The organism is Oleidesulfovibrio sp. (assembly GCF_047973035.1).
GTDB lineage: Bacteria > Desulfobacterota > Desulfovibrionia > Desulfovibrionales > Desulfovibrionaceae > Oleidesulfovibrio.
Genome location: NZ_JBKEBF010000005.1, coordinates 46881 through 65764, shown reverse-complemented (window position 1 = coordinate 65764; position 18884 = coordinate 46881). Strand labels below are relative to the sequence as shown.

The following is an 18884-nucleotide window of genomic DNA, read 5'->3' as shown; positions in this document are numbered from 1 at the left end:
CCGAGACACAAGTGTACAGGGTGTTGCTTACTTTTTTTATTTACTGCAGGCTTTTACGATTGCAGAAGCAAGCCCGCCAAGGGGAAGAATCGAATCCACTCCACCAAGCTTAACAGCTTCATGCGGCATACCATACACAACACAGGTTGCTTCATCCTGCGCTATGGTAAAGGCACCTGTATCATGAAGTTCTTTCATTCCGGCAGCACCGTCGTCTCCCATGCCGGTCATTATGACTGCCACGGCATTTCGCCCTGCATAGCGCGATGCGGAACGAAAAAGAACATCAACAGACGGTCTGTGCCTGCGAACCAGCGGTCCGGCCTTAATTTCAACATAGTAACGGCTACCGGAGCGCTTTAACAACAGATGGTTATTGCCCGGTGCAATAAGCGCCTGCCCTCTGCGCATGGTATCGCCATCTTCAGCCTCTTTCACAGTGATACGGCAGGTTACGTTCAGCCTGTTTGCAAAAGCTGCGGTGAAGTGTTCTGGCATATGCTGTACAATGGCAATGGGGGGACAGTCTGGCGGCATGGCCTCTAACAGAACGCGTAAAGCTTCAGTCCCTCCGGTAGAAGCACCGACAACGACAACCTTTTCCGTGTCCTGTACCATGGTTTTGCCAACACTTGCCGGAAGAACCGCATCAGCGGAAAGCTTAGGCGTTACTTCAAACCGTTTAGCGCTCAGCTTTTTCAACTGTGCTCTTGCCGCCGCCTTCACAGCATCACAAATTCTGATACTTGATTCTTCCAAAAATTGCTTGGTACTGACCTTTGGCTTTTGAATAATCTCAACAGCACCGTATTCCATAGCCTTAAAAGAAGACTCTGCGCCATCTTCAGTAACTGCGGAGCAAATCACAACAGGAATGGGGTGCTGACTCATAATTTTACGAAGAAATGTAATACCATCCATACGGGGCATGGCCACATCAAGCAGAATGACATCTGGAATGACACTTTCCATACGCTTCACTGCCACGTAGGGATCAGAAGCGGTACCAACAACTTCCAGTTCTGGATCAGCTGTAAATATCTCCGTCAGCGTCTGCCGGACAAGCGCGGAATCATCAACAACCAGAACCTTTATTTTTCTAGCCATAACAGCACACTACACTTTTCTGTAAACTGTGGGAGCAACCTGAGTCAGCGGTAAATTCATACCCGAAAGGCTTTCAGAGTGGCCGATAAACAAGTGACCACCCGAGGCAAGGCATCTGCAAAAGCGCTGGAAAAGCCGCTCCTGCGTCGGTTTATCAAAATAAATTATAACGTTACGGCAAAATATTATATCCAGAGGATTATTGAATGAAAATTCCTCCATAAAGTTCAGCCGCTTAAAAGCAATTGTATTCCGCAATTCAGGTCCCATCCGAACCAGCGATTTTGCGGGATCCTTGCTTCTCAATAAATATTTTTTCCTGAATATCTCAGGTATGTTGCCAATTTTATCCATTTCATACACACCTTTTGAGGCATGCTGCAACGCGCGGGTGGAAATGTCCGTTGCAAGGATACTGAAGGCAAATGAAGGGTTGATGGTCGCAAACTCGTGCATCACCATGGAAAGCGTATATGGCTCCATACCGAAGGAGCATCCGGCACTCCAGAGCCTTAGTTCACGTTGCCCGCCCAAATGCCTTGTCCACTCAGGCAAAATGTGTTGTTCAAGCACCTCAAAATGCTTAGGCTCACGAAAAAATTCTGTAGTATTGGTCGTTACAACATCAATGAGTGAACGTAACTCGCTGTGAAGCCCCTGCTCAGTAAACAAAAAATCCACATAACTGTCGTATGACGACATGCTTAATGCCCGTAAGCGCTTTTGCAACCGCGCCTCAAGCATAATCTTCTTTCCCTGAGGCAGCTTGATACCCACTTGCGAATGAATAAACTCACTCAAACGGGTAAACGATCTAGCTGACATCGTTGAGGGGCGAGTAAGCCCCGGAACTGAATCCGCCATAGCAGCAACACTCTTTTTTAGTCTTTAAAAAACGTGCAATGACCTGCCTTCGGGCGTGCTATTAATTTGCAGAAATAGCAGTCTGGACAAGTCTGGGCAGGTCAAGAATCAACGCCATGGTTCCATCACCTCTGATGGTCGCACCGGAAATCCCTTCTACGTTCTTAAATACTTTTCCAAGGCTTTTAATAACGGTCTGGTGCTCGCCCACAACACGGTCAACAACGATACCAAACCGGCTGCCTAACGCGTTCACTACGACAATCTGCTCAATTTCCGGTGTATTACCAGTAATATCAAAAAGTGACCGTAAGGAAATATATGGTACGACCTCTTCCCGCAGGTTGATAATCTGTTTTTTACCGGAATTATTACTCGCGAAATGCTCAACGCACTCTTCAACAGGGGCAAGAGGAATGACATAGCTCTCTTCCCCGACCTGTACCTGCAGTCCGTCGATAATAGCCAGAGTAAGCGGGAGGCGAATAGTAATAACGGTGGATTGCCCGGGGATAGAATCAAGCTCAATGGTTCCGCGCAATTCTTCGATTGAGCGGCGGACTACATCCATACCTACGCCTCTGCCTGAGACACTGGTGACTTTCTCGGCAGTAGAGAAACCAGCGGCAAAAATAAGCCCGAAGGCTTCTTTGTCGGAAAGCTCCGCGTCGGGGGCAATAACGCCACGCTCAATAGCCTTGGCAACCAGCTTGTCTCTGTCCAGCCCTTTGCCATCATCCTTAATCGTGATGAGCACTTCACCGCCGGAATGCGCAGCGCCAAGCGTGATAGTACCCTTTCTGGGTTTCCCCATACTCTCCCGTAGCTCCGGCGACTCAATACCGTGGTCTAAGCTGTTTCGCAGACAATGAACCAAAGGATCGCCCAACCGTTCAATAACGGTTTTATCAAGTTCGGTTTCAGCCCCGAAAGTAACCAGCTCAACCTCTTTACCCAGATCGCCGGACAGGTCGCGTACCAGCCTGCGGAATTTACTGAACGTTGTACCGATCGGCAGCATACGTATGCCCAGCGTGGCATCCCGCAGCTCATCACTCAGACGCTCCAGATTCTCGCTAAGCGACAGCATGTCTGCATCTTCACGCTCGTGCACCATCTGGGCTATCTGTGATTGTACGATAACAAGCTCACCGACCAGATCCACAAGGTAGTCCAGCTTATTAGCCGCCACACGAATACTGGAAGCCGCTTCCGATGCAGGTTCTCTCTTCTGCTGCAAATCTCTGACGGCTTTCTGCTCTTGCAGAGCAGACTCAACATTGTCTGCACTTACAACACCGGCCTCTTCCAACATCTTTCCGACAGGCCGCTGCTGGCTGAGAACCCGCTGCAGGTCTTCAGGCTTCAGGTCGCCTCTTTCAATCAAAATTTCACCGATGCGCTTATACATGGCATCAGAGTCAATTCTGTCCCCTCTATCAATAACCTGAACAGCTAGATCACATTCATCTTCCACAAACATGAAAACATCACGAACGGCTTGTTCGTCGGCAGTGGTGTGCAACAACATATCCCACCACAAATAGCAAGATTCCGGCTGCATCGAAGCCAGTTCGGGCAAGGCCGCAGTATGGACATATGTGGTAAGAGAACCCATCTCCCCGAGTTCTTCGATAAGATGCAGGGGGTTGTTTCCTGTCATAAAAATTTCAGAAACAGGCTTGAAACGAATGCGATACGTAGAGGGTCTGTCGCTTGATGATGCAAACAAGTCTTCATCAGACTCATCTGAATCCGCAGGAGCCGCAGGGCCTGGCGTTTCGTCCCCAAGAAATTGTTTGACCCTGTCTGTCAGCAGGCTGCCCTTTGCCAGATCTACTGCAATATTGTTTGCAGCGCATTGTAGCAAATAAGCGATATGATCACGGCAGGAAAGAGTAACGCTTAAGATTTCTTTGGTAACCTTAAGCTCATTGTTTCGTACTCTGTCGAACATGTTTTCGACATCATGGGTAAAGGCGGCGATGTCGTCAAAACCGAACATCGCCCCCGAACCTTTAATTGTGTGCATGGCACGAAACACTCTGTCCACTAACTCGGAATCTTCCGGCTGGTCCTCTAGTTCCAGCAAGGCTGATTCCAGCTCTGAAAGCAGATCCTGAGCCTCTTCCATGAAGGCCTGACTGTTCACGTCCAGCTGCACACCATCCTCCTGCGATTAATAAAAAACTACCGAAGAACCTTTTTAACTACAGTCAGCAGCTGTTCCGGCTTGAAAGGCTTCACAATCCAGCCTGTAGCACCGGCTGCCTTGCCGTCCTGTTTTTTCGATGCCTGAGATTCAGTAGTAAGCATGATGATGGGAATAAACTTGAATCCCGCCTTTGAGCGGATATTCCGGATAAGCTCAATGCCATCCATATTCGGCATGTTAAGGTCGGTGATAACCATTTTTACATCGGGCTTGATCTTCGTCAGCGCATCTTTACCATCGCAAGCCTCAATGACTTCATAGCCTTCTTTGCGCAACGTAAAGCTAACCATCTGACGAACGCTGGCAGAATCGTCTACAGTCATAATTGTCGGTGCCATATTTAACTCCCCCTCTCCTATTGAGGTTCTCATTTTCTCAACAAGTTAAAACAACTCGATATTATCATCGCCATCATCCGCAGTATTCACTGCTCCGCCCAAAGCCCGCATATGGATGTCGCGCTCCTGCTTCATCGTATATCTGTTCATAATTGCATCAAGTTGAGCGGGCCTGCGGACAGCGGCGTTGCTGTCGACATGCTGCAGAAGCCGGTCAATAAGCCCCTCCAGTTTCCGACGGGCAACGGACAGTTCTTCGCCGATAGTATCTTCAAATGAAAAATTCTGCACAACTGATTCAATTTCAGCAGCAATGGAGTCCGCATCCTGTCCGACTCTGGTACCCAGCATTTCTGCCTGTTCACCTATTGTCCGCAACGAACCGGTAACTTCTTCCAACTGTGCAATTGTATTGTTGATTACCGTAGCGTCATGAAAACTTTGCGCCTGTTGCTTCAGGTTGTCGGCAGAAGAAGATATTGTGCCCAGTTTGTCCGCAATGGCCACAGTCTGATTCCCCGCATCCTGGGAAAGGCTTTGAATTGACGAGGCAAGGACGCCGAGAGCTTTACCCTTATCACCTGTGTGCGCAGCTTTGATACTGGCGTTCAAGGCAATAAGCTCAATCTCCGCCCCGACATCTTCGATATGTTCCAAAAATCCGGCCATATCGGCAACAGTGCTGGCAACGGCCGTCATTGTTTCGCCCATTTCCACACCCTGAGCGGCCACGCCGCGCATACGGACAGAAGTATCCGTTATGGTCTGAGAAATGGCATCCAGAGCCGATCCCCCCACGCCGTCACCGGAAACAGCAAGTCTTGCAACTCCGGTAACACTCCCTGCTATGGCCTCCAGATTGTGCTTAAGCTCTGAAACGGCTTGCAAAAAACTATCTCTGGAATGATCCAGCTGCATCACCTGCAGGCGACAGACCTCCACTATCCATGCAAGCTCCTCTGCATCAGAGTAGCCCGCATCATGGCCTCCCGATACAAGATCACTCAAACTGTCAAGCGTTTCATCAACATGCTCCACCTGCTGGCGGACGATGTCATGGAACTGAACGGAGGACACTACCTGCCCCATACTGTCTGCAATATCCGCCATAAGAGCATCTACCTGTTCAGAACGCTCTCTGGCTTCCTCAGCTGCCTGCTGAAGCAAAACAACCCGCTCGTTCATACCGCTTGCAGCTTCCAGAGCACATGCCTGCTGCTCGGAAATCATCATCTGTGACCGCGCTGATGCGCCATCCGCCAGTTTGTCCAGATCTTGGGCGTACTGAACAATCTGCCCTGAATATTCAACGATCTTACCAGCTAACTTTTCGACATCATCAGCCAAGGTGTTAAAGCCCTTGCCATCTGAACCTAGTCTGGCGCTTTCTATCCGGGTAGAAATACCCAGCATTTGAAGGCTGCGGACAACTCTTGAATAACTCTTGATAAGACGAATAAGCTCCAGCAAGTAGTTACGAACCCGCCCCAGCTCATCGAGGTTGTTATCACTGTCCAGACTGCAGAGTTCGTGCAATTTGCCCATGTCGGCGGCCAGCTGCTGGGTCACACCGTGAAGGTTATCACCAGATACAAGACTGACCAGCTCTCCCGACTGCTTCTGCACATCAGAAATAGCACCGGACAAAGACATCAAACTTTCGCCAAGTGATAGAAATTCATGCTCGCGGCTACTGACCAGCTTATTCAGCATACGCCGAACGCCGTCGATCAGTTGCAAACTATCAGTAACCAGCTTGCCAATTTGCGACATGTGATGGCCTCTCGATAAAGAAGAGTGAGATAAAAAGCAGGCCGCAACCCATTGAACTTCAGCCCATATACCGAATCTTATGCATCAAAACAGACGACAGATACATGATATACAGCATAACGATGCGACAAGGCCGCAACGAGGTCAAGAATATCTTGCGTCTGGAACCGTACTGGAAACAGTTATCGGACTCATTCGTTTTTTCTGAAGAGCTGCTCTTGTAAGGCAGCAATAGTTGTTAATCCTCTGCCATTCTCGCCTGAACAAAAAATTGGTGAATAGCCAAGCCGCTTAGACTGAGTCATACGGATATCATGCGCGGGAACAGGTCGTATCTGACCGTTCAGGTCGACCTCGCCCCAAAAGACACTACGTGCCGGTAACGGCAGGTCGTAGAAAGAAGACAGGATAGCGGCCACAAGCGCCAGATCCATTCCCGGATCCTGCACTTTCACCCCTCCGCCGACTTTCGCATAAATATCAACCTGCCCGAAATTCAGGCGCAGCCGCTTTTCAAGAACAGCCAGCAAAAGATGCAGCCTGTTCACATCGAAACCAAGACCGGTACGTCTGGGAATGGAAAGATAACTACGCGTAACCAACGCTTGTACTTCCACAGCGAAAGGACGTTGACCGTCCACCGTCATAACAACTGATGTTCCGCTCAGCGTCACATCACGCGCATCAAGAAAAAATGTCGAAGGATCATCGACTAAGGAAAGGCCCTGCTGGACCATCTGAAACACCAGCAGTTCCTGATTGGGACCAAATCTGTTTTTTAAAATCCGCAACATACGGTACTGCTGACGGCGGTCGCCCTCTAGGGAAATAACAGTATCCACCATATGTTCCAGCAATTTCGGGCCTGCCAGCTGGCCATCTTTGGTCACATGTCCGACAAAAAGCACGCATGTTCCGGCGGCACGGCATCGTTCGGCCAATTCCGTTGAAACCGCACGCACCTGACTGACGCTGCCCGGCAAACCTTCTGCCCTGACAGAAGTCAGCGTCTGGACAGAGTCCACAATCAGCAAATCCGGGGGGGTAGTCTCTTCCAGAACAGGAAGAATATCTTCAATGCGGGAAGAAGCAACCGCCAGCATGGAATCATGCATCATACCCAGCCGTTCTGCACGGCCGCGAAGCTGCCCCAGCGACTCTTCACCCGAAAGGTACAGTACAGTACGGCCCGAAGCTGCCACGGCCCCTGCCACCTGTAACAACAAAGTGGACTTACCTATGCCGGGCTCGCCTCCGATAAGCAAAGCTGCACCGGGCATCAGCCCCTTGCCAAGAATACGGTCAAGTTCTCCGATGCCGGTACCGAAAGGTTTGTGGCTATGCTCACTGACGTCACTCAGCCGCACGGGCCGGTTCACACCATGTTTTTTAGCAGCAGAACTTCCCCCGACAGACTGGCGTTTATCAACAACGACAGCCTCAAGAGAGTTCCATTCGCCACACTTCGGGCACTGCCCGCGCCACTGAGGCGCCCCCGCACCGCACGCGGAACAAATGTATGTTTCTTTTAATTTCACGTAGTGTGCCAGCCCCCCATGGCTAGTTCGCTTTCGGGGGGTCCTTTGCCTCTACAACCTTCACAAGAAACTCACGAACAGTCTGAGGCGGGTTATAGAAAGCAACCATAAACGGCACTTCATGACCTGGCTGCACATTGGTGTTGTTTGTAAGAACTTCAACTTTGTTCGTCAGTGTGGTTTCCAGTTCTTGTTCAGAAAGAACCTGCAACTGGAAAAGGGATGCGGTAACACCGCACAGTTGTTGACGGCTCATCACGGTCTGGCCGGAATCATCAAACAGCAGAGCCTCTACTTTTATCAGGTCCTTGGGTGAATTGAAGTTATTCAGAACCTTCCCTTCTATCACTGTAATCCGACCGATTTTTTCATTGGTGATAGTGTATTGGCGCACACTGCGAAGAGCTATTTTCTTTACCTGCTCTGTAGGGATAGGATCTACCTGCGGAGCCTGCACTTCTGTTTTGCTTTCCATAAAAGAAAGCAGCTCGGGAGCAAAAAGATAAATTCCGCCTGCAGAGCAAATCAGCAGAACGATGGCGGCCAGTGCACCAACCAGTGCGCCACCTTTCTTCTTTTTTGGGGGAGTGTCTGCACTGTCCAGATCAAAGGAGAGCTTTTCCTCGCTTCGAGGCTCCTCCACAGTCATATCCGGCCCTTCATCCACTTCCAGTGAATAATCAGGAAGGGGAAAAACCTCTTTGCAGACCGTGCACCGGCACTTGGCGCCGGGACTGGCCAGTTCTTCTGCAAGATCATAAACAGTCTTACAGTTCGGGCAGGTAACGCGCATTGTTTATCCCATCAAAAAAGTAGCAAGTTCTATGGCTAGTCTTCGACTCTGGCGTCGTAGATTGCATCAAGTTCCCTATAGCGTTCGGCATAGTCCATGCCATAACCGATAATGTAACCTTTCTGCAAAGCAAAACCTGCAAAGTCGACAGCAACATCTACTTCGCGGCGTTCAGACTTGTCCACAATAGCGCACAGCTTAATACTGGCTGCGCCACGGGCAGCAAGCTGGCGGTACAAAAACTCAACAGTATGTCCCGTATCAACGATATCTTCTACAACCAGCACGTGCTTTCCATCGATGGAAACTTCAAGGTCTTTTGTAAAAGATATGTTTTTAGAGCGGGAAGTTGCGTTACCGTAACTTGCTACACGTATGAAATCAATTTCCGGCTGGACAGTCAAATGCTTGAGCAGGTCGGAAAAAAACATGAAAGCGCCCTTCAGCACGCACACGACGACAAGAGGCTTGCCTTCGTACTCAGCATTAACCTGAGCTGCCAGCTCGCGCACACGTTCCTGCACCTGCTCCGAGGTATATACAACATCCATTCCGGTTACGGTCATCGATCAGCCCTTATATTTAAAGTTCCAGAACCATAGCAATTTCGTCGCAGTCAGGAAAGCGCGGACAGTTAATACAATCGGCCCACACTTTCTGCGGCAAAACTTCCTTGCCGACTTCCACAAAACCTTGTTTGCGGAAAAAGTCGGCCTGATACGTCAGAGTGAAGACCTTGTAAATACCCAAAGTCACCGCTTCGCTGACGCAGGCTTCCACAAGCTTGCGCCCCCACCCGTTACCCTGCATGTCATCAGCAACGGCCAACGAGCGAACTTCAGCGAGCTCTTCCCAGATTATGGAAAGAGCACAGCACCCTTTAATCGGACCGCCGTCGTCAGGATCCACAACATAAAATTCGCGGATATGGTTATAAAGCTGACTCAAAGAGCGCGGCAGCAGCAAGCCACCTGCAGCATTCTGCATAAGCAGCCCGTGAATGGCTTTAACATCCTGAATACGGGCCTTTCTCAAGTAGGCCATAACAAACCTTTATTTTACAAGATTTTTCTCAATAAGCTGCTGCAGTTCGTCTTCTGCCATGTAACCGATATGGTCAGAAGCAAGCTTGCCTTCAGCAGAGTACACAAGCAGACGCGGAATTCCGGTAATGCCGAATGTACGGGCAAGCTCCTGATTACCTCTGATCACAGGATAATTAATCCCCAGATCATTAATCATGTTGTCCAACGCAGAACGGCTTTCATCAAGTGACACACCGATTATGGCAACCTGATCTGTGCTGTACTTGCTGCGCATGGCGATAATGCCGGGAATTTCATCCTTGCAGGGAGGGCACCAGCTGGCAAAAAAATTCACCAGAACAGGCTTGCCGTTTTCTGCGGCAATGGCCTTCAAAAGCGTTGAAGAGCCACCCTCTTTTACGCCCTCAGCCGAAGCCAGTACAGGCAGAGCCAGTACAACACACAGTACAACCATCAGCCTGATCAGGCTGAAACGTGATTTATTCATGATTACTACTCCTCCGCGCTCATGCCGATACAGCAATCAGATTCTGGGCAACCCGCACAGCCTCAACTGCATCGCGGGAATAGCCGGCAGCACCGATAGCATCGGCAAACGCCTGCGTTACAACTGCACCGCCGACAAAAACAGGTATAGAAAGTGCCCGTTGGCGCAGCAGGTCTATGGTATCTTCCATCCGCACCATAGTTGTTGTCATCAGGGCAGAAAGCCCTATCAGCTTTGCGTCATGCTTCACTGCGGCATCTACGATGTCTTCAGCTTTAACATCTTTTCCAAGGTCCACAACATCAAAGCCATGGTTCCCCAGCATCAGGCAGACAATATTTTTTCCGATGTCGTGAATATCGCCTTCCACTGTGGCCATAATGATCACGGGCTTGGAGCCGCCATCAGAGGCTTCTTCAAGCAGAGGTTTCAGTCTGCCAAAAGCCTTTTGCATAGTTTCCGCAGAACGAAGTAACTGAGGAAGATAATATTCTTTTCGTTCGTACTTGTCGCCTACTTCAGTGATAGCCGGAATCAGACGATTATTAACCAATTCGTAAGGTTCAGCACCGTTGGCAAGTTCCTGTTCCACCAGATCAAGAACAAGATCACGCTCCCCTTTAATAACGGCTTCCTCCAGAGTTGCTGCGGCCTTCTTTTCCGCTTTGGCTCCGGAAACGCCTCCGGCGGCACTTCCGCCACCCGACGTCCACTCCGAATAACCAGCGATAAAGCCTTCAGCATTGCTGTCACGCGCCATCAATACTTCGGCTGCAGCTAGTGCTTCGCGCATTCTCGTATTTCCCGGATGCGCAATGCAGGAAGTAAGCCCGGCCCCGATAGCCATGGAAAGAAACGTCGAGTTAAGCAGTTCTCGTGCCGGAAGTCCGAAAGAAATATTCGAAAGCCCGATGGTAGTCGGCAGCCCAAGCGTTTCGTTGCAGTACCGGATGGTGTCAAAACAGTGCCTTGCAGCCTCCGGCTTGGATGAAACCGCCAGAGCAAGCACATCCACCATCACCAGTCTGCGCGGAATGCCAAGCTCATCTGCCTGCTGCAGAAGCTCGTCGATAATAGCAATGCGCTCTTTGGCCGTAACAGGTAACTTGCGCCCTTTAAGCGGCAACAGGATAAAAGGAGCGCCGTAATCGCGACATAAAGGCCCGAGGCGCTCCATACGGCCGGGCTCGCCGCTGATAGAGTTAACCAGAGGGGACCCCGCATACACGGCAAGTGAGGCTTCAACCGCATCCATATCCGAGCTGTCAATGGACAACGGTACGGAATGAGCAGCGGCAACTTCTGCCAGCAATCTGGGCAGCAGCTCTTTCTCATTCACCATGGGAGCGCCAACATTCACATCAAGGATAGGAGCACCAGCATCAATCTGTTCTTGCGCAAACTGCATTGCAAGAGAAAGTTCCCCCGCCTGCAGTTGAGCAATCAGCTCTTTTTTACCGGTCGGGTTGATCCGTTCACCGATAATCCTTGTGGGTTCAGAGGAGGCAACTCGCACAAGCTGGCTTCGGGTTGTAAGAATAATCCCCGATGCGCTGCGCTTTTCGGCCTGCGCCCACGTTATGCCTTCTGTTTCACGGACAAGAGCCGTGATATGATCCGGCGTAGTTCCGCAGCAACCGCCAAGGCACTTTACTCCCAGACGAGCAAATTCTGCCGTCTGCCGTGCGAAAGCTTCCGGTCCAAGACGGAACACGGTATTTCCGTCTCCGTCCAGTTCGGGCAATCCTGCATTAGGCATGACCAGCACAGGCACACCGCAGGAAGAAACCAGTTCGGCCACGACTCCCGCCATCTGCTCCGGCCCTGCACTGCAGTTTGTAGCCACCAGATCAACGCCCATGTTCTGCACTGTATGCGCAAAAACTTCCGGACGTGTTCCTGTCAGGCTGACACCATCTTCAAAAGTCATGGATACGCCCACAGGCAGACTGCAGACCTGCCTTGCGGCAAGGACTACAGCGCGGACTTCGGCAAGATCAAAATGGGTTTCGGCAAGGATAAGGTCAACGCCGCCCTCTACCAGCCCCTGAATCTGCTCCCGAAAAATTTCCACAAGCTCGGTAAACTCCAGTTCACCAAGCGGTTTTACAAAATGACCGGTAGGCCCGACACTGCCGGCAACAAAGACAGGTCTCCCGGCCTGACTGGCAGCAGCTTTTGCAGCTTTGGCCATTTCGCGGTTAAAGTTAACCACGTTCATATCGGCCGGAAGCTTCAGGCGTGTACCACCAAATGTATTTGTGGTAAGAACATCTGCACCTGCTTTTGCATAATCCAGATGAACGCCTTGCAAAACATCCGGATTCTGAAGGCAGAAAACTTCGGGGCTCATCCCCGCAGGCAGGCCGCGTCCTTGCAACATAGTTCCCATGGCCCCGTCAAAATACAACAGGGAACTACCAGTAAGCGCTCGTCTAAAATCGGACACAGCAGAACTCTCCTTGCAGGTACTTATTTGAATATATCACCCTGCACTCTTGTTTTATGATGGCAGGAACCGATTCGGTCTACTGAAAAACATTGAAAAGGACAAACTAAAACTATACCATTCAATGCCCAAACCTGTTTTCAGGCCAACCTAACCAGATCAGACTCGGCTCTGGCCGAATAAATATAGAGTTGATTCGATTCTTATGACACCAGCGAAAAGTACTGTAAAAAAAAATTCTGTAACAGCAGAAACGGAAGATCGACTTGCCGACACTTCAGATGCTGAAGTGGAAGTGGAAGAAGATGACGGCAATATTGATATTGATATTGATGAAGAAGGTGAAGACTCGCTGGATCTTGATGAAGGAGACATCATTGATGTCAGCGATTCAGACCTGCCGGCTCCGATTCCTTCCGGCAACAAGCCCACCCGCGATTCGCTTCATCTGTATCTGAGAGAAATCAGCCGCTTTCCCATGCTGAAGCCCGATGAAGAGTTTGAACTTGCACGCAGGGTTCAGCTTTACAACGACAGCGACGCCGCGTTCCGGCTGGTGTCATCACACCTGCGCCTTGTAGTTAAAATTGCGATGGATTTTCAACGCCGTTGGATGCAGAACGTGCTTGACCTCATTCAGGAAGGCAACGTGGGACTTATGCGCGCCGTAAACAAGTTTGATCCTGACAAGGGCATCAAGTTTTCCTATTACGCTGCATTCTGGATCAAGGCGTACATCCTCAAATTCATCATGGATAACTGGCGGCTGGTAAAAATCGGCACCACTCAAGCCCAGCGCAAGCTATTTTACAATCTGAACAAAGAACGTCAGAAGCTTATTGCGCAGGGCTACGACCCCGATGCGGCCATGCTTTCCGAAAGGCTGGACGTTACCCCCGAGCAGGTTGTCGAAATGGAGCAGCGCCTCGATGCCTCCGACATGTCGTTGGATGTGCAGGTAGGCGATGAAAACGGTTCTGCCTCACGCTTGGACTTTTTGCCTGCTCTCGGACCGGGGATTGAAGATACACTGGCAAACAATGAAATTGCAGCCATGGTTCAGGAACGCATCAGCGATATTGTTCCCCACCTGAACGAAAAAGAGCTGGAAATTCTCAATTCACGCCTGCTGTCGGAAGATCCGGTAACCTTGCGTGAAATCGGTGAAAAGTACGACATAACAAGAGAGCGTGTCCGCCAGATCGAGGCCCGCCTTTTACAAAAAATCCGCGACCATCTGTTCAAGGAAATCAAAGACTTTTCCTCTGACTGGATCAATCGCTAGCATCAATAACAATAAGAGAGATTGCAATGTTGCTTTTCAGGCACATGGCTCTGACAACACTTATGTGTGCCACCCTTTCTGCAGGCTGCGCCACATTCTCACAGGTAAATACAGTTCCCGCGACGGCGCCGACAGACTGGCAGTTGTCGGAAGACGCCCAGAGAACCTACTATTTTCTGCTGCTTGATGAGTCCGTCCGCGCTCAGGATGATGCTACAGCCTCACATGCAATCTCACGCCTGTTGGAACTGGACCAGTCTCCGCAAGTATTCCTTGCCGCAGCAGGCTATTATAGAATGCGTGGAGAAGCGGCATTTGCACGCCCTATTCTGCAAAAAGGGCTGACCCTGTACCCCGACAACTTAGACCTCGTGCTGGCCCTTGTAGAAGCCTATCTGCAGGAAAACAGGCCGGACGATGCACTTGCCGTCCTGAATGAGTTTGTCACTGAGCATCCTGACAACCACGAAGCGCGTCAGATACTCTCGCTCTACCTGCTTGATGCAAAGCAATACGCCAAGGCTGTGGATGCAATGCGGGCTGTGCCTGCGGACAAGCGGAACGCACATTCTTACTATTATTATGCAAAGGCGCTCATCGGGCTGAACAAATATGATGAAGCGGAAGCTGCTCTTAAAAAGGCCCTGGAGCTGCGCCCCGAAACCTTTGTAGAAGCGTGGGCAGAGCTTGCATATCTGTATGAACTAAAGAAAGACTACCCCGCGGCAGAGGAACTTTACTCGCGCATCCTGACTTTGGGCGAAGCAGGACCGGAAATATGGCTGCGGTTGGTAGCGCTTAACCTCAAGTTGAACCATCCTCAAAAAGCTCTGGAATACACCCGCCAAGGCCCTGATCAACTCAGCTTTTTACTTGAGTCAGGAACTCTCTTTCTGGAAGAAGGTTTTTACGACGAGGCTGATGAAATTCTGACTCCGCTAAAGGACCGCCCCGGGCGCCCCGATGAAATATGGTTTTACCTTGCTGTGCTTGCAGTAGAAGGCAGAAATGACATTGAAAAAGGGCTGGACCTGCTTGCGAATATCCCTCCCAGCAACCGGTTTTATGATCGTTCCATGCGCTTAAGGGCAAGTCTGTTGCTTGAGGCAGGCAATACCAAAGAGGCAAAGGAAATAATCGCCGAAGGGAAAGAACGCTTTCCTACTGCCCGTGAATTCTGGTTGCTTGATGCCAGTGCTGCCATGCATGAGAAAGACTACCAGCAGGCTGAAGCAATCCTTAAAGACGCTTTGGTCAACTGGCCCGGTGATGTTGACCTACTTTTTGCGCTGGCCAGCCTTTACGACACAGCTGGTCGTAAAAAAGACGCTTACAACCTTATGGAGGAGGTTATTCTTGCGGATTCTGACCACTATCAGGCTCTTAACTATGTGGGATACACGCTTGCCGATGAAGGCCGCGACCTGCAACGAGCCTTGCTGCTTATCGAAAATGCTATAAAACTGAGTCCCGGCAGCGCCTATATTCTCGACTCCCTCGCGTGGGTTCACTTTAAATTAGGCAATACAGAACAGGCAGTGAAGCATATTGAACAGGCAGTTGCCACGCAGGGCGGCGACGATGCGACTATCTGGGAACATTACGGAGACATTGCACTGAAAGCAGGCAACAAAAACAAAGCCATAAAAGCGTACCGCAAAGCAATCAAGCTGGGCGCTAAAAATCCTGATGTACTGAAATCCAAGATAGAAAAGGCTCAGTAATGTCAACGTCTGCCCATCGCCAGAAAGGTATAGCCAGAGTTTCAGCAAGCTCCCGGAAGCTGCTTTTGTTCAGCCTTTCTGTGCTGCTGCTTGTCATGTTCGGGGGCTGCGCCGGAAAACAGACGCAACCTCAAGCTGATCCGGCAGAAGCGCTTGAACGCTGGACACAATTTCTGGCGAGTTCTTCCCAAAGGGAAGCCGACTCCGGCCCTTTCAGCATTATTGCCAGCCTGCGATATCAAAACGGTGATTCCGGCCACAGGGTAACCATGCGCATATGGGGAAACGAGAGCTACCCTTTAAGGCTGGATGTGGAAGCAGGTATCGGGGCAATGGTAGCTCAGGTCCGTGAAGATCATCAAAAGTTTGTCGCTTTCAGCCCGAGGGAAGATAAAGCCCTTGTCCACAACGGTAAAGGAAAACCGGCGCTCGCATTGGGACTGCCGATCCCTTTTACCATTAAAGACATGGTGCTTCTTGTTCAGGGACACTACACACAGTTCTTCCCCGAAAAATTCACATCTGCAACAGTTGTCGGCAACGGCGTGATAGCATACAGTCTGCCCTCTTCGCACAAAGGGACTGAGGATGACCTGTTGTTGCTGGACCCGCTTGGAAGACCTGTACAGTGGACAACTCAGGGCCGCCAAGGCTGGCGGATCGATTTTTTACGGTACTCAAACGCGCCCCAAGCATTGCCTGACAAGATTGACGTGATTATGACAGATAAGAAAACAGCAACACTTTTTATCAAATCACGCAACAGGCACAATTCGCAGTACACGGAAGCCGAGCTTGCTCTGGAACTTCCGGCTGGAATCAAAATACAGCCCATTCGCATGCACTAACAGAAGATCGCTTTCCGGCTTCTATTCTAGTAAACATTTCTGGAGGACGTACCTATGCCTTCTGCTCCCACGCTGCTGACTGAATCAATCCCCGCTATGCTGCAGAACCTCTCCATAGGGTTAAGGACTCTTTCCGGAGAGTTGCGCTGGCTTGTACGCAGCACAGTCCACGCTCATGAAGTGCGTCAGGTTGAAAAACGTATAGCGCAGGAACTGGTACTGTTGGGACGGACGAGTGAGGAGGCCATCAGAGCCGCAAAAAGCGTCACCACCTCCAAGGACTCACCTGCTTCTATAGAAATAACGCCGGAAATTGACCTGGCTTTCAGACAGGTGGATTTTCTGCGTGATGAAATCAAGCGACTGGAACAGGAACTTCAGGAACAGCGCACCCGCTTTATTGAAAAGCAGCGTAGCAGCCTTGAAGAAAATTCTGCGGAATAAACTCCTGTTGCGAACGCAAACCAAATAAGGAAACAAAATGGCCAAGCAAGTAATCATCGGCTCAGACCATGCGGGTTTCAGCCTCAAAGAGCTCATCGTAGCCGAACTGATCAAAGGCGGATACGATGTACATGATATGGGTCCCGCTACTGCTGAAAGCTGCGACTACCCTCTTTTTGCTCAGAAAGTCTGCGAAAAAGTTCTGCAAGACGACGTGCAGGGCATTCTTATCTGCGGCACCGGAATCGGCATGTCCATGGCTGCCAACCGTATTTCCGGTATCCGCGCCGCACTCTGCACTAATGAGTTCCATGCAAAGGCCACCCGTCAGCACAACAACGCCAACGTATTGTGTCTTGGAGAGCGCGTAACCGGCCCCGGTGTAGCTATTGAGCTTGCCAAGCTGTTCCTTGAAACTAAATTTGAAGGCGGACGCCATCAGCGCCGCATAGACCTGTTCGACTCTTCCAAGGCCTAGATACATAATTCTGGCCTCCGCACCGGAGACATTGAATGCTGATTTACAATACGCTTTCCAGAAAAAAAGAAGAATTTATTCCCCTGCATGAAGGCAAGGCCAACGTTTACGTATGCGGTATCACCGCTTACGATCTCTGCCATCTGGGTCACGCTCGTTCTTCTATCGTTTTTGATGTGCTTATCCGTTATCTCAGGCACACCGGTCTTGATGTAACCTTTGTCCGCAACTTTACCGATGTAGACGACAAAATCATCAAGCGTGCCAATGAAGTGGGCATGACCAGCCAGCAGGTAGCGGAAAAATACATTGCCGCGTTCCACGAAGATATGGACAAGCTGGGCTGCCTGCGTGCAGACATCGAGCCTAAGTGCACGGAGCACATCGACGAAATGATCGCTCTTTGCGAAGATCTGATCAAAAAGGAAAAAGCGTACGCAACTCCTTCCGGCGATGTCTATTTCCGCGTCCGCAAGTTTGACGAATACGGCAAGCTTTCCGGCAGAGACGTAGATGATATGCGTTCCGGAGCCCGTGTTGCCCCCGGTGAAGAAAAAGAAGACCCGCTGGATTTTGCTCTGTGGAAAAGTGCCAAGCCGGACGAACCCAGCTGGAAAAGCCCCTGGGGGCAAGGTCGGCCGGGCTGGCATATCGAATGCTCTGCAATGAGCGAAAAACACCTGCCGTTACCGCTGGACATTCACGGCGGCGGTCAGGATCTTGTTTTCCCTCACCATGAAAACGAAATAGCACAGACTGAGGCTGCCACAGGTAAGGAGTTTGCACGCTACTGGGTGCATAACGGATTCGTACAGGTGGATTCTGAAAAAATGTCCAAATCTTTGGGCAACTTCAGCACCATTCGTGACATTCTTGAAAATTACCTTCCCGAGACTCTGCGATTCTTCCTGCTGACTAAGCACTACAGGAGCCCAATCGACTTCACGTTCAATGGTATGGATGAAGCAGAAAAGAACCTGAAGCGCATCTATCAGACGCTTGCTCTCATCGATACCGAGTTGCAAAAATCCAAGTGGACGCCCAACTCCTTGCCTCAGGAATTGGTTGAGGAAGCTGATCAGATTGAGGCTGCATGGAACAATGCCATGCAGGACGATATGAACACTGCAGCCGCCCTCGGCCACCTGTTCACCCTTGTGCGTCTTGCCAACAGAGTTACCGAAGATAAAGCAATGCGCAAAAGTGAAGGCGGTCGCGATATGTTTGTCCGCATTCAGAAAGTCATTGCCCTTTGGGGTAGTGTTCTGGGTCTGTTCAGCGCATCTCCTGCAGCGTTCCTCGGTGAGTTGCGCGACTGCAAAGCAGCCCGTAGAAACATTGAAGCTGCAAAGGTAGAGCAATTGCTCGTAGAACGGCAGGAAGCCAGAAAAGCTAAAGACTTTGCCCGCTCCGACGCCATCCGCGATGAACTCGCGCAAATGGGCGTTGAGGTACAGGATACCCCTGCAGGAGCAGTCTGGGACATCGCATAGTC

Annotated in this window: 17 protein-coding genes; 6 read left to right on the top strand and 11 right to left on the bottom strand. The window is 50.4% G+C overall.

Annotated elements, in window-relative coordinates:
• Window positions 1-36: 36 nt before the first annotated feature.
• The 11 genes from ACK5LI_RS01010 to ACK5LI_RS00960 all read right to left on the bottom strand — a co-directional run bounded on the left by ACK5LI_RS01010 (window position 37) and on the right by ACK5LI_RS00960 (window position 12610).
• Window positions 37-1107, bottom strand: a complete 1071-nt coding sequence (locus tag ACK5LI_RS01010) for a protein-glutamate methylesterase/protein-glutamine glutaminase (protein WP_416945764.1) — start codon at window positions 1105-1107, stop codon at window positions 37-39.
• 9 nt (window positions 1108-1116) lie between these two features.
• Window positions 1117-1971 (bottom strand): CheR family methyltransferase, encoded by an 855-nt coding sequence (locus tag ACK5LI_RS01005; protein WP_416945763.1) that lies wholly within the window; start codon window positions 1969-1971, stop codon window positions 1117-1119.
• 61 nt (window positions 1972-2032) lie between these two features.
• Window positions 2033-4105 (bottom strand): chemotaxis protein CheW, encoded by a 2073-nt coding sequence (locus ACK5LI_RS01000; RefSeq protein WP_416945779.1) that lies wholly within the window; start codon window positions 4103-4105, stop codon window positions 2033-2035.
• Window positions 4106-4161: 56 nt separating this feature from the next.
• Complete coding sequence (locus ACK5LI_RS00995) at window positions 4162-4524, bottom strand: response regulator (protein ID WP_416945762.1); 363 nt, start codon at window positions 4522-4524, stop codon at window positions 4162-4164.
• A gap of 45 nt (window positions 4525-4569) precedes the next feature.
• On the bottom strand, window positions 4570-6297 hold the full coding sequence (locus ACK5LI_RS00990; RefSeq protein ID WP_416945761.1) for a methyl-accepting chemotaxis protein: 1728 nt from the start codon (window positions 6295-6297) through the stop codon (window positions 4570-4572).
• Window positions 6298-6488: 191 nt separating this feature from the next.
• Window positions 6489-7835 carry a DNA repair protein RadA gene (gene radA / locus ACK5LI_RS00985; RefSeq protein WP_416945760.1) on the bottom strand — a complete coding sequence of 449 codons (1347 nt, stop codon included), beginning with the start codon at window positions 7833-7835 and terminating at the stop codon, window positions 6489-6491.
• A 22-nt stretch (window positions 7836-7857) separates the two neighbouring features.
• Window positions 7858-8628, bottom strand: coding sequence for a DUF3426 domain-containing protein (locus ACK5LI_RS00980; RefSeq protein ID WP_416945759.1), 771 nt, complete (start codon window positions 8626-8628; stop codon window positions 7858-7860).
• A 35-nt stretch (window positions 8629-8663) separates the two neighbouring features.
• A complete protein-coding gene (gene hpt / locus ACK5LI_RS00975; protein WP_416945758.1) occupies window positions 8664-9194 on the bottom strand; it encodes a hypoxanthine phosphoribosyltransferase in 531 nt (176 codons plus the stop codon).
• A 16-nt stretch (window positions 9195-9210) separates the two neighbouring features.
• Window positions 9211-9672 carry an N-acetyltransferase gene (locus ACK5LI_RS00970; RefSeq protein WP_416945757.1) on the bottom strand — a complete coding sequence of 154 codons (462 nt, stop codon included), beginning with the start codon at window positions 9670-9672 and terminating at the stop codon, window positions 9211-9213.
• A 9-nt stretch (window positions 9673-9681) separates the two neighbouring features.
• A complete protein-coding gene (locus ACK5LI_RS00965) occupies window positions 9682-10161 on the bottom strand; it encodes a TlpA family protein disulfide reductase (protein WP_416945756.1) in 480 nt (159 codons plus the stop codon).
• Between the two features lie 19 nt (window positions 10162-10180).
• On the bottom strand, window positions 10181-12610 hold the full coding sequence (locus ACK5LI_RS00960) for a homocysteine S-methyltransferase family protein (RefSeq protein ID WP_416945755.1): 2430 nt from the start codon (window positions 12608-12610) through the stop codon (window positions 10181-10183).
• 205 nt (window positions 12611-12815) lie between these two features.
• Between ACK5LI_RS00960 and ACK5LI_RS00955 the strand changes: the two genes are divergently transcribed.
• The 6 genes from ACK5LI_RS00955 to cysS all read left to right on the top strand — a co-directional run bounded on the left by ACK5LI_RS00955 (window position 12816) and on the right by cysS (window position 18882).
• Window positions 12816-13895, top strand: coding sequence for a sigma-70 family RNA polymerase sigma factor (locus tag ACK5LI_RS00955; RefSeq protein ID WP_416945754.1), 1080 nt, complete (start codon window positions 12816-12818; stop codon window positions 13893-13895).
• A gap of 26 nt (window positions 13896-13921) precedes the next feature.
• Window positions 13922-15619 (top strand): tetratricopeptide repeat protein, encoded by a 1698-nt coding sequence (locus ACK5LI_RS00950; RefSeq protein WP_416945753.1) that lies wholly within the window; start codon window positions 13922-13924, stop codon window positions 15617-15619.
• Window positions 15620-15684: 65 nt separating this feature from the next.
• The gene (locus tag ACK5LI_RS00945) at window positions 15685-16467 is read left to right on the top strand and encodes a hypothetical protein (protein WP_416945752.1); all 783 of its coding nucleotides are present in this window, start codon (window positions 15685-15687) and stop codon (window positions 16465-16467) included.
• 54 nt (window positions 16468-16521) lie between these two features.
• Window positions 16522-16911 (top strand): hypothetical protein, encoded by a 390-nt coding sequence (locus tag ACK5LI_RS00940; protein ID WP_416945751.1) that lies wholly within the window; start codon window positions 16522-16524, stop codon window positions 16909-16911.
• A 37-nt stretch (window positions 16912-16948) separates the two neighbouring features.
• Window positions 16949-17389: a ribose 5-phosphate isomerase B gene (rpiB, locus tag ACK5LI_RS00935; protein ID WP_416945750.1), complete on the top strand. Its 441-nt coding sequence runs from the start codon at window positions 16949-16951 to the stop codon at window positions 17387-17389.
• A 35-nt stretch (window positions 17390-17424) separates the two neighbouring features.
• Window positions 17425-18882, top strand: coding sequence for a cysteine--tRNA ligase (gene cysS / locus ACK5LI_RS00930; protein WP_416945749.1), 1458 nt, complete (start codon window positions 17425-17427; stop codon window positions 18880-18882).
• The last annotated feature ends 2 nt before the right edge of the window (window positions 18883-18884 follow it).

What these genes read in the sequence shown, in the direction of transcription:
- ACK5LI_RS00995 (WP_416945762.1), bottom strand. Translation starts at nt 4,524, where the DNA reads ATGGCACCGACAATTATGACTGTAGACGATTCTGCCAGCGTTCGTCAG.
- ACK5LI_RS01010 (WP_416945764.1), bottom strand. Translation starts at nt 1,107, where the DNA reads ATGGCTAGAAAAATAAAGGTTCTGGTTGTTGATGATTCCGCGCTTGTC.
- cysS (WP_416945749.1), top strand. Translation starts at nt 17,425, where the DNA reads ATGCTGATTTACAATACGCTTTCCAGAAAAAAAGAAGAATTTATTCCC.
- ACK5LI_RS00955 (WP_416945754.1), top strand. Translation starts at nt 12,816, where the DNA reads ATGACACCAGCGAAAAGTACTGTAAAAAAAAATTCTGTAACAGCAGAA.
- ACK5LI_RS00980 (WP_416945759.1), bottom strand. Translation starts at nt 8,628, where the DNA reads ATGCGCGTTACCTGCCCGAACTGTAAGACTGTTTATGATCTTGCAGAA.
- ACK5LI_RS01000 (WP_416945779.1), bottom strand. Translation starts at nt 4,105, where the DNA reads ATGGAAGAGGCTCAGGATCTGCTTTCAGAGCTGGAATCAGCCTTGCTG.
- hpt (WP_416945758.1), bottom strand. Translation starts at nt 9,194, where the DNA reads ATGACCGTAACCGGAATGGATGTTGTATATACCTCGGAGCAGGTGCAG.
- ACK5LI_RS01005 (WP_416945763.1), bottom strand. Translation starts at nt 1,971, where the DNA reads ATGGCGGATTCAGTTCCGGGGCTTACTCGCCCCTCAACGATGTCAGCT.
- ACK5LI_RS00990 (WP_416945761.1), bottom strand. Translation starts at nt 6,297, where the DNA reads ATGTCGCAAATTGGCAAGCTGGTTACTGATAGTTTGCAACTGATCGAC.
- rpiB (WP_416945750.1), top strand. Translation starts at nt 16,949, where the DNA reads ATGGCCAAGCAAGTAATCATCGGCTCAGACCATGCGGGTTTCAGCCTC.
- ACK5LI_RS00970 (WP_416945757.1), bottom strand. Translation starts at nt 9,672, where the DNA reads ATGGCCTACTTGAGAAAGGCCCGTATTCAGGATGTTAAAGCCATTCAC.
- ACK5LI_RS00965 (WP_416945756.1), bottom strand. Translation starts at nt 10,161, where the DNA reads ATGAATAAATCACGTTTCAGCCTGATCAGGCTGATGGTTGTACTGTGT.
- ACK5LI_RS00940 (WP_416945751.1), top strand. Translation starts at nt 16,522, where the DNA reads ATGCCTTCTGCTCCCACGCTGCTGACTGAATCAATCCCCGCTATGCTG.
- ACK5LI_RS00950 (WP_416945753.1), top strand. Translation starts at nt 13,922, where the DNA reads ATGTTGCTTTTCAGGCACATGGCTCTGACAACACTTATGTGTGCCACC.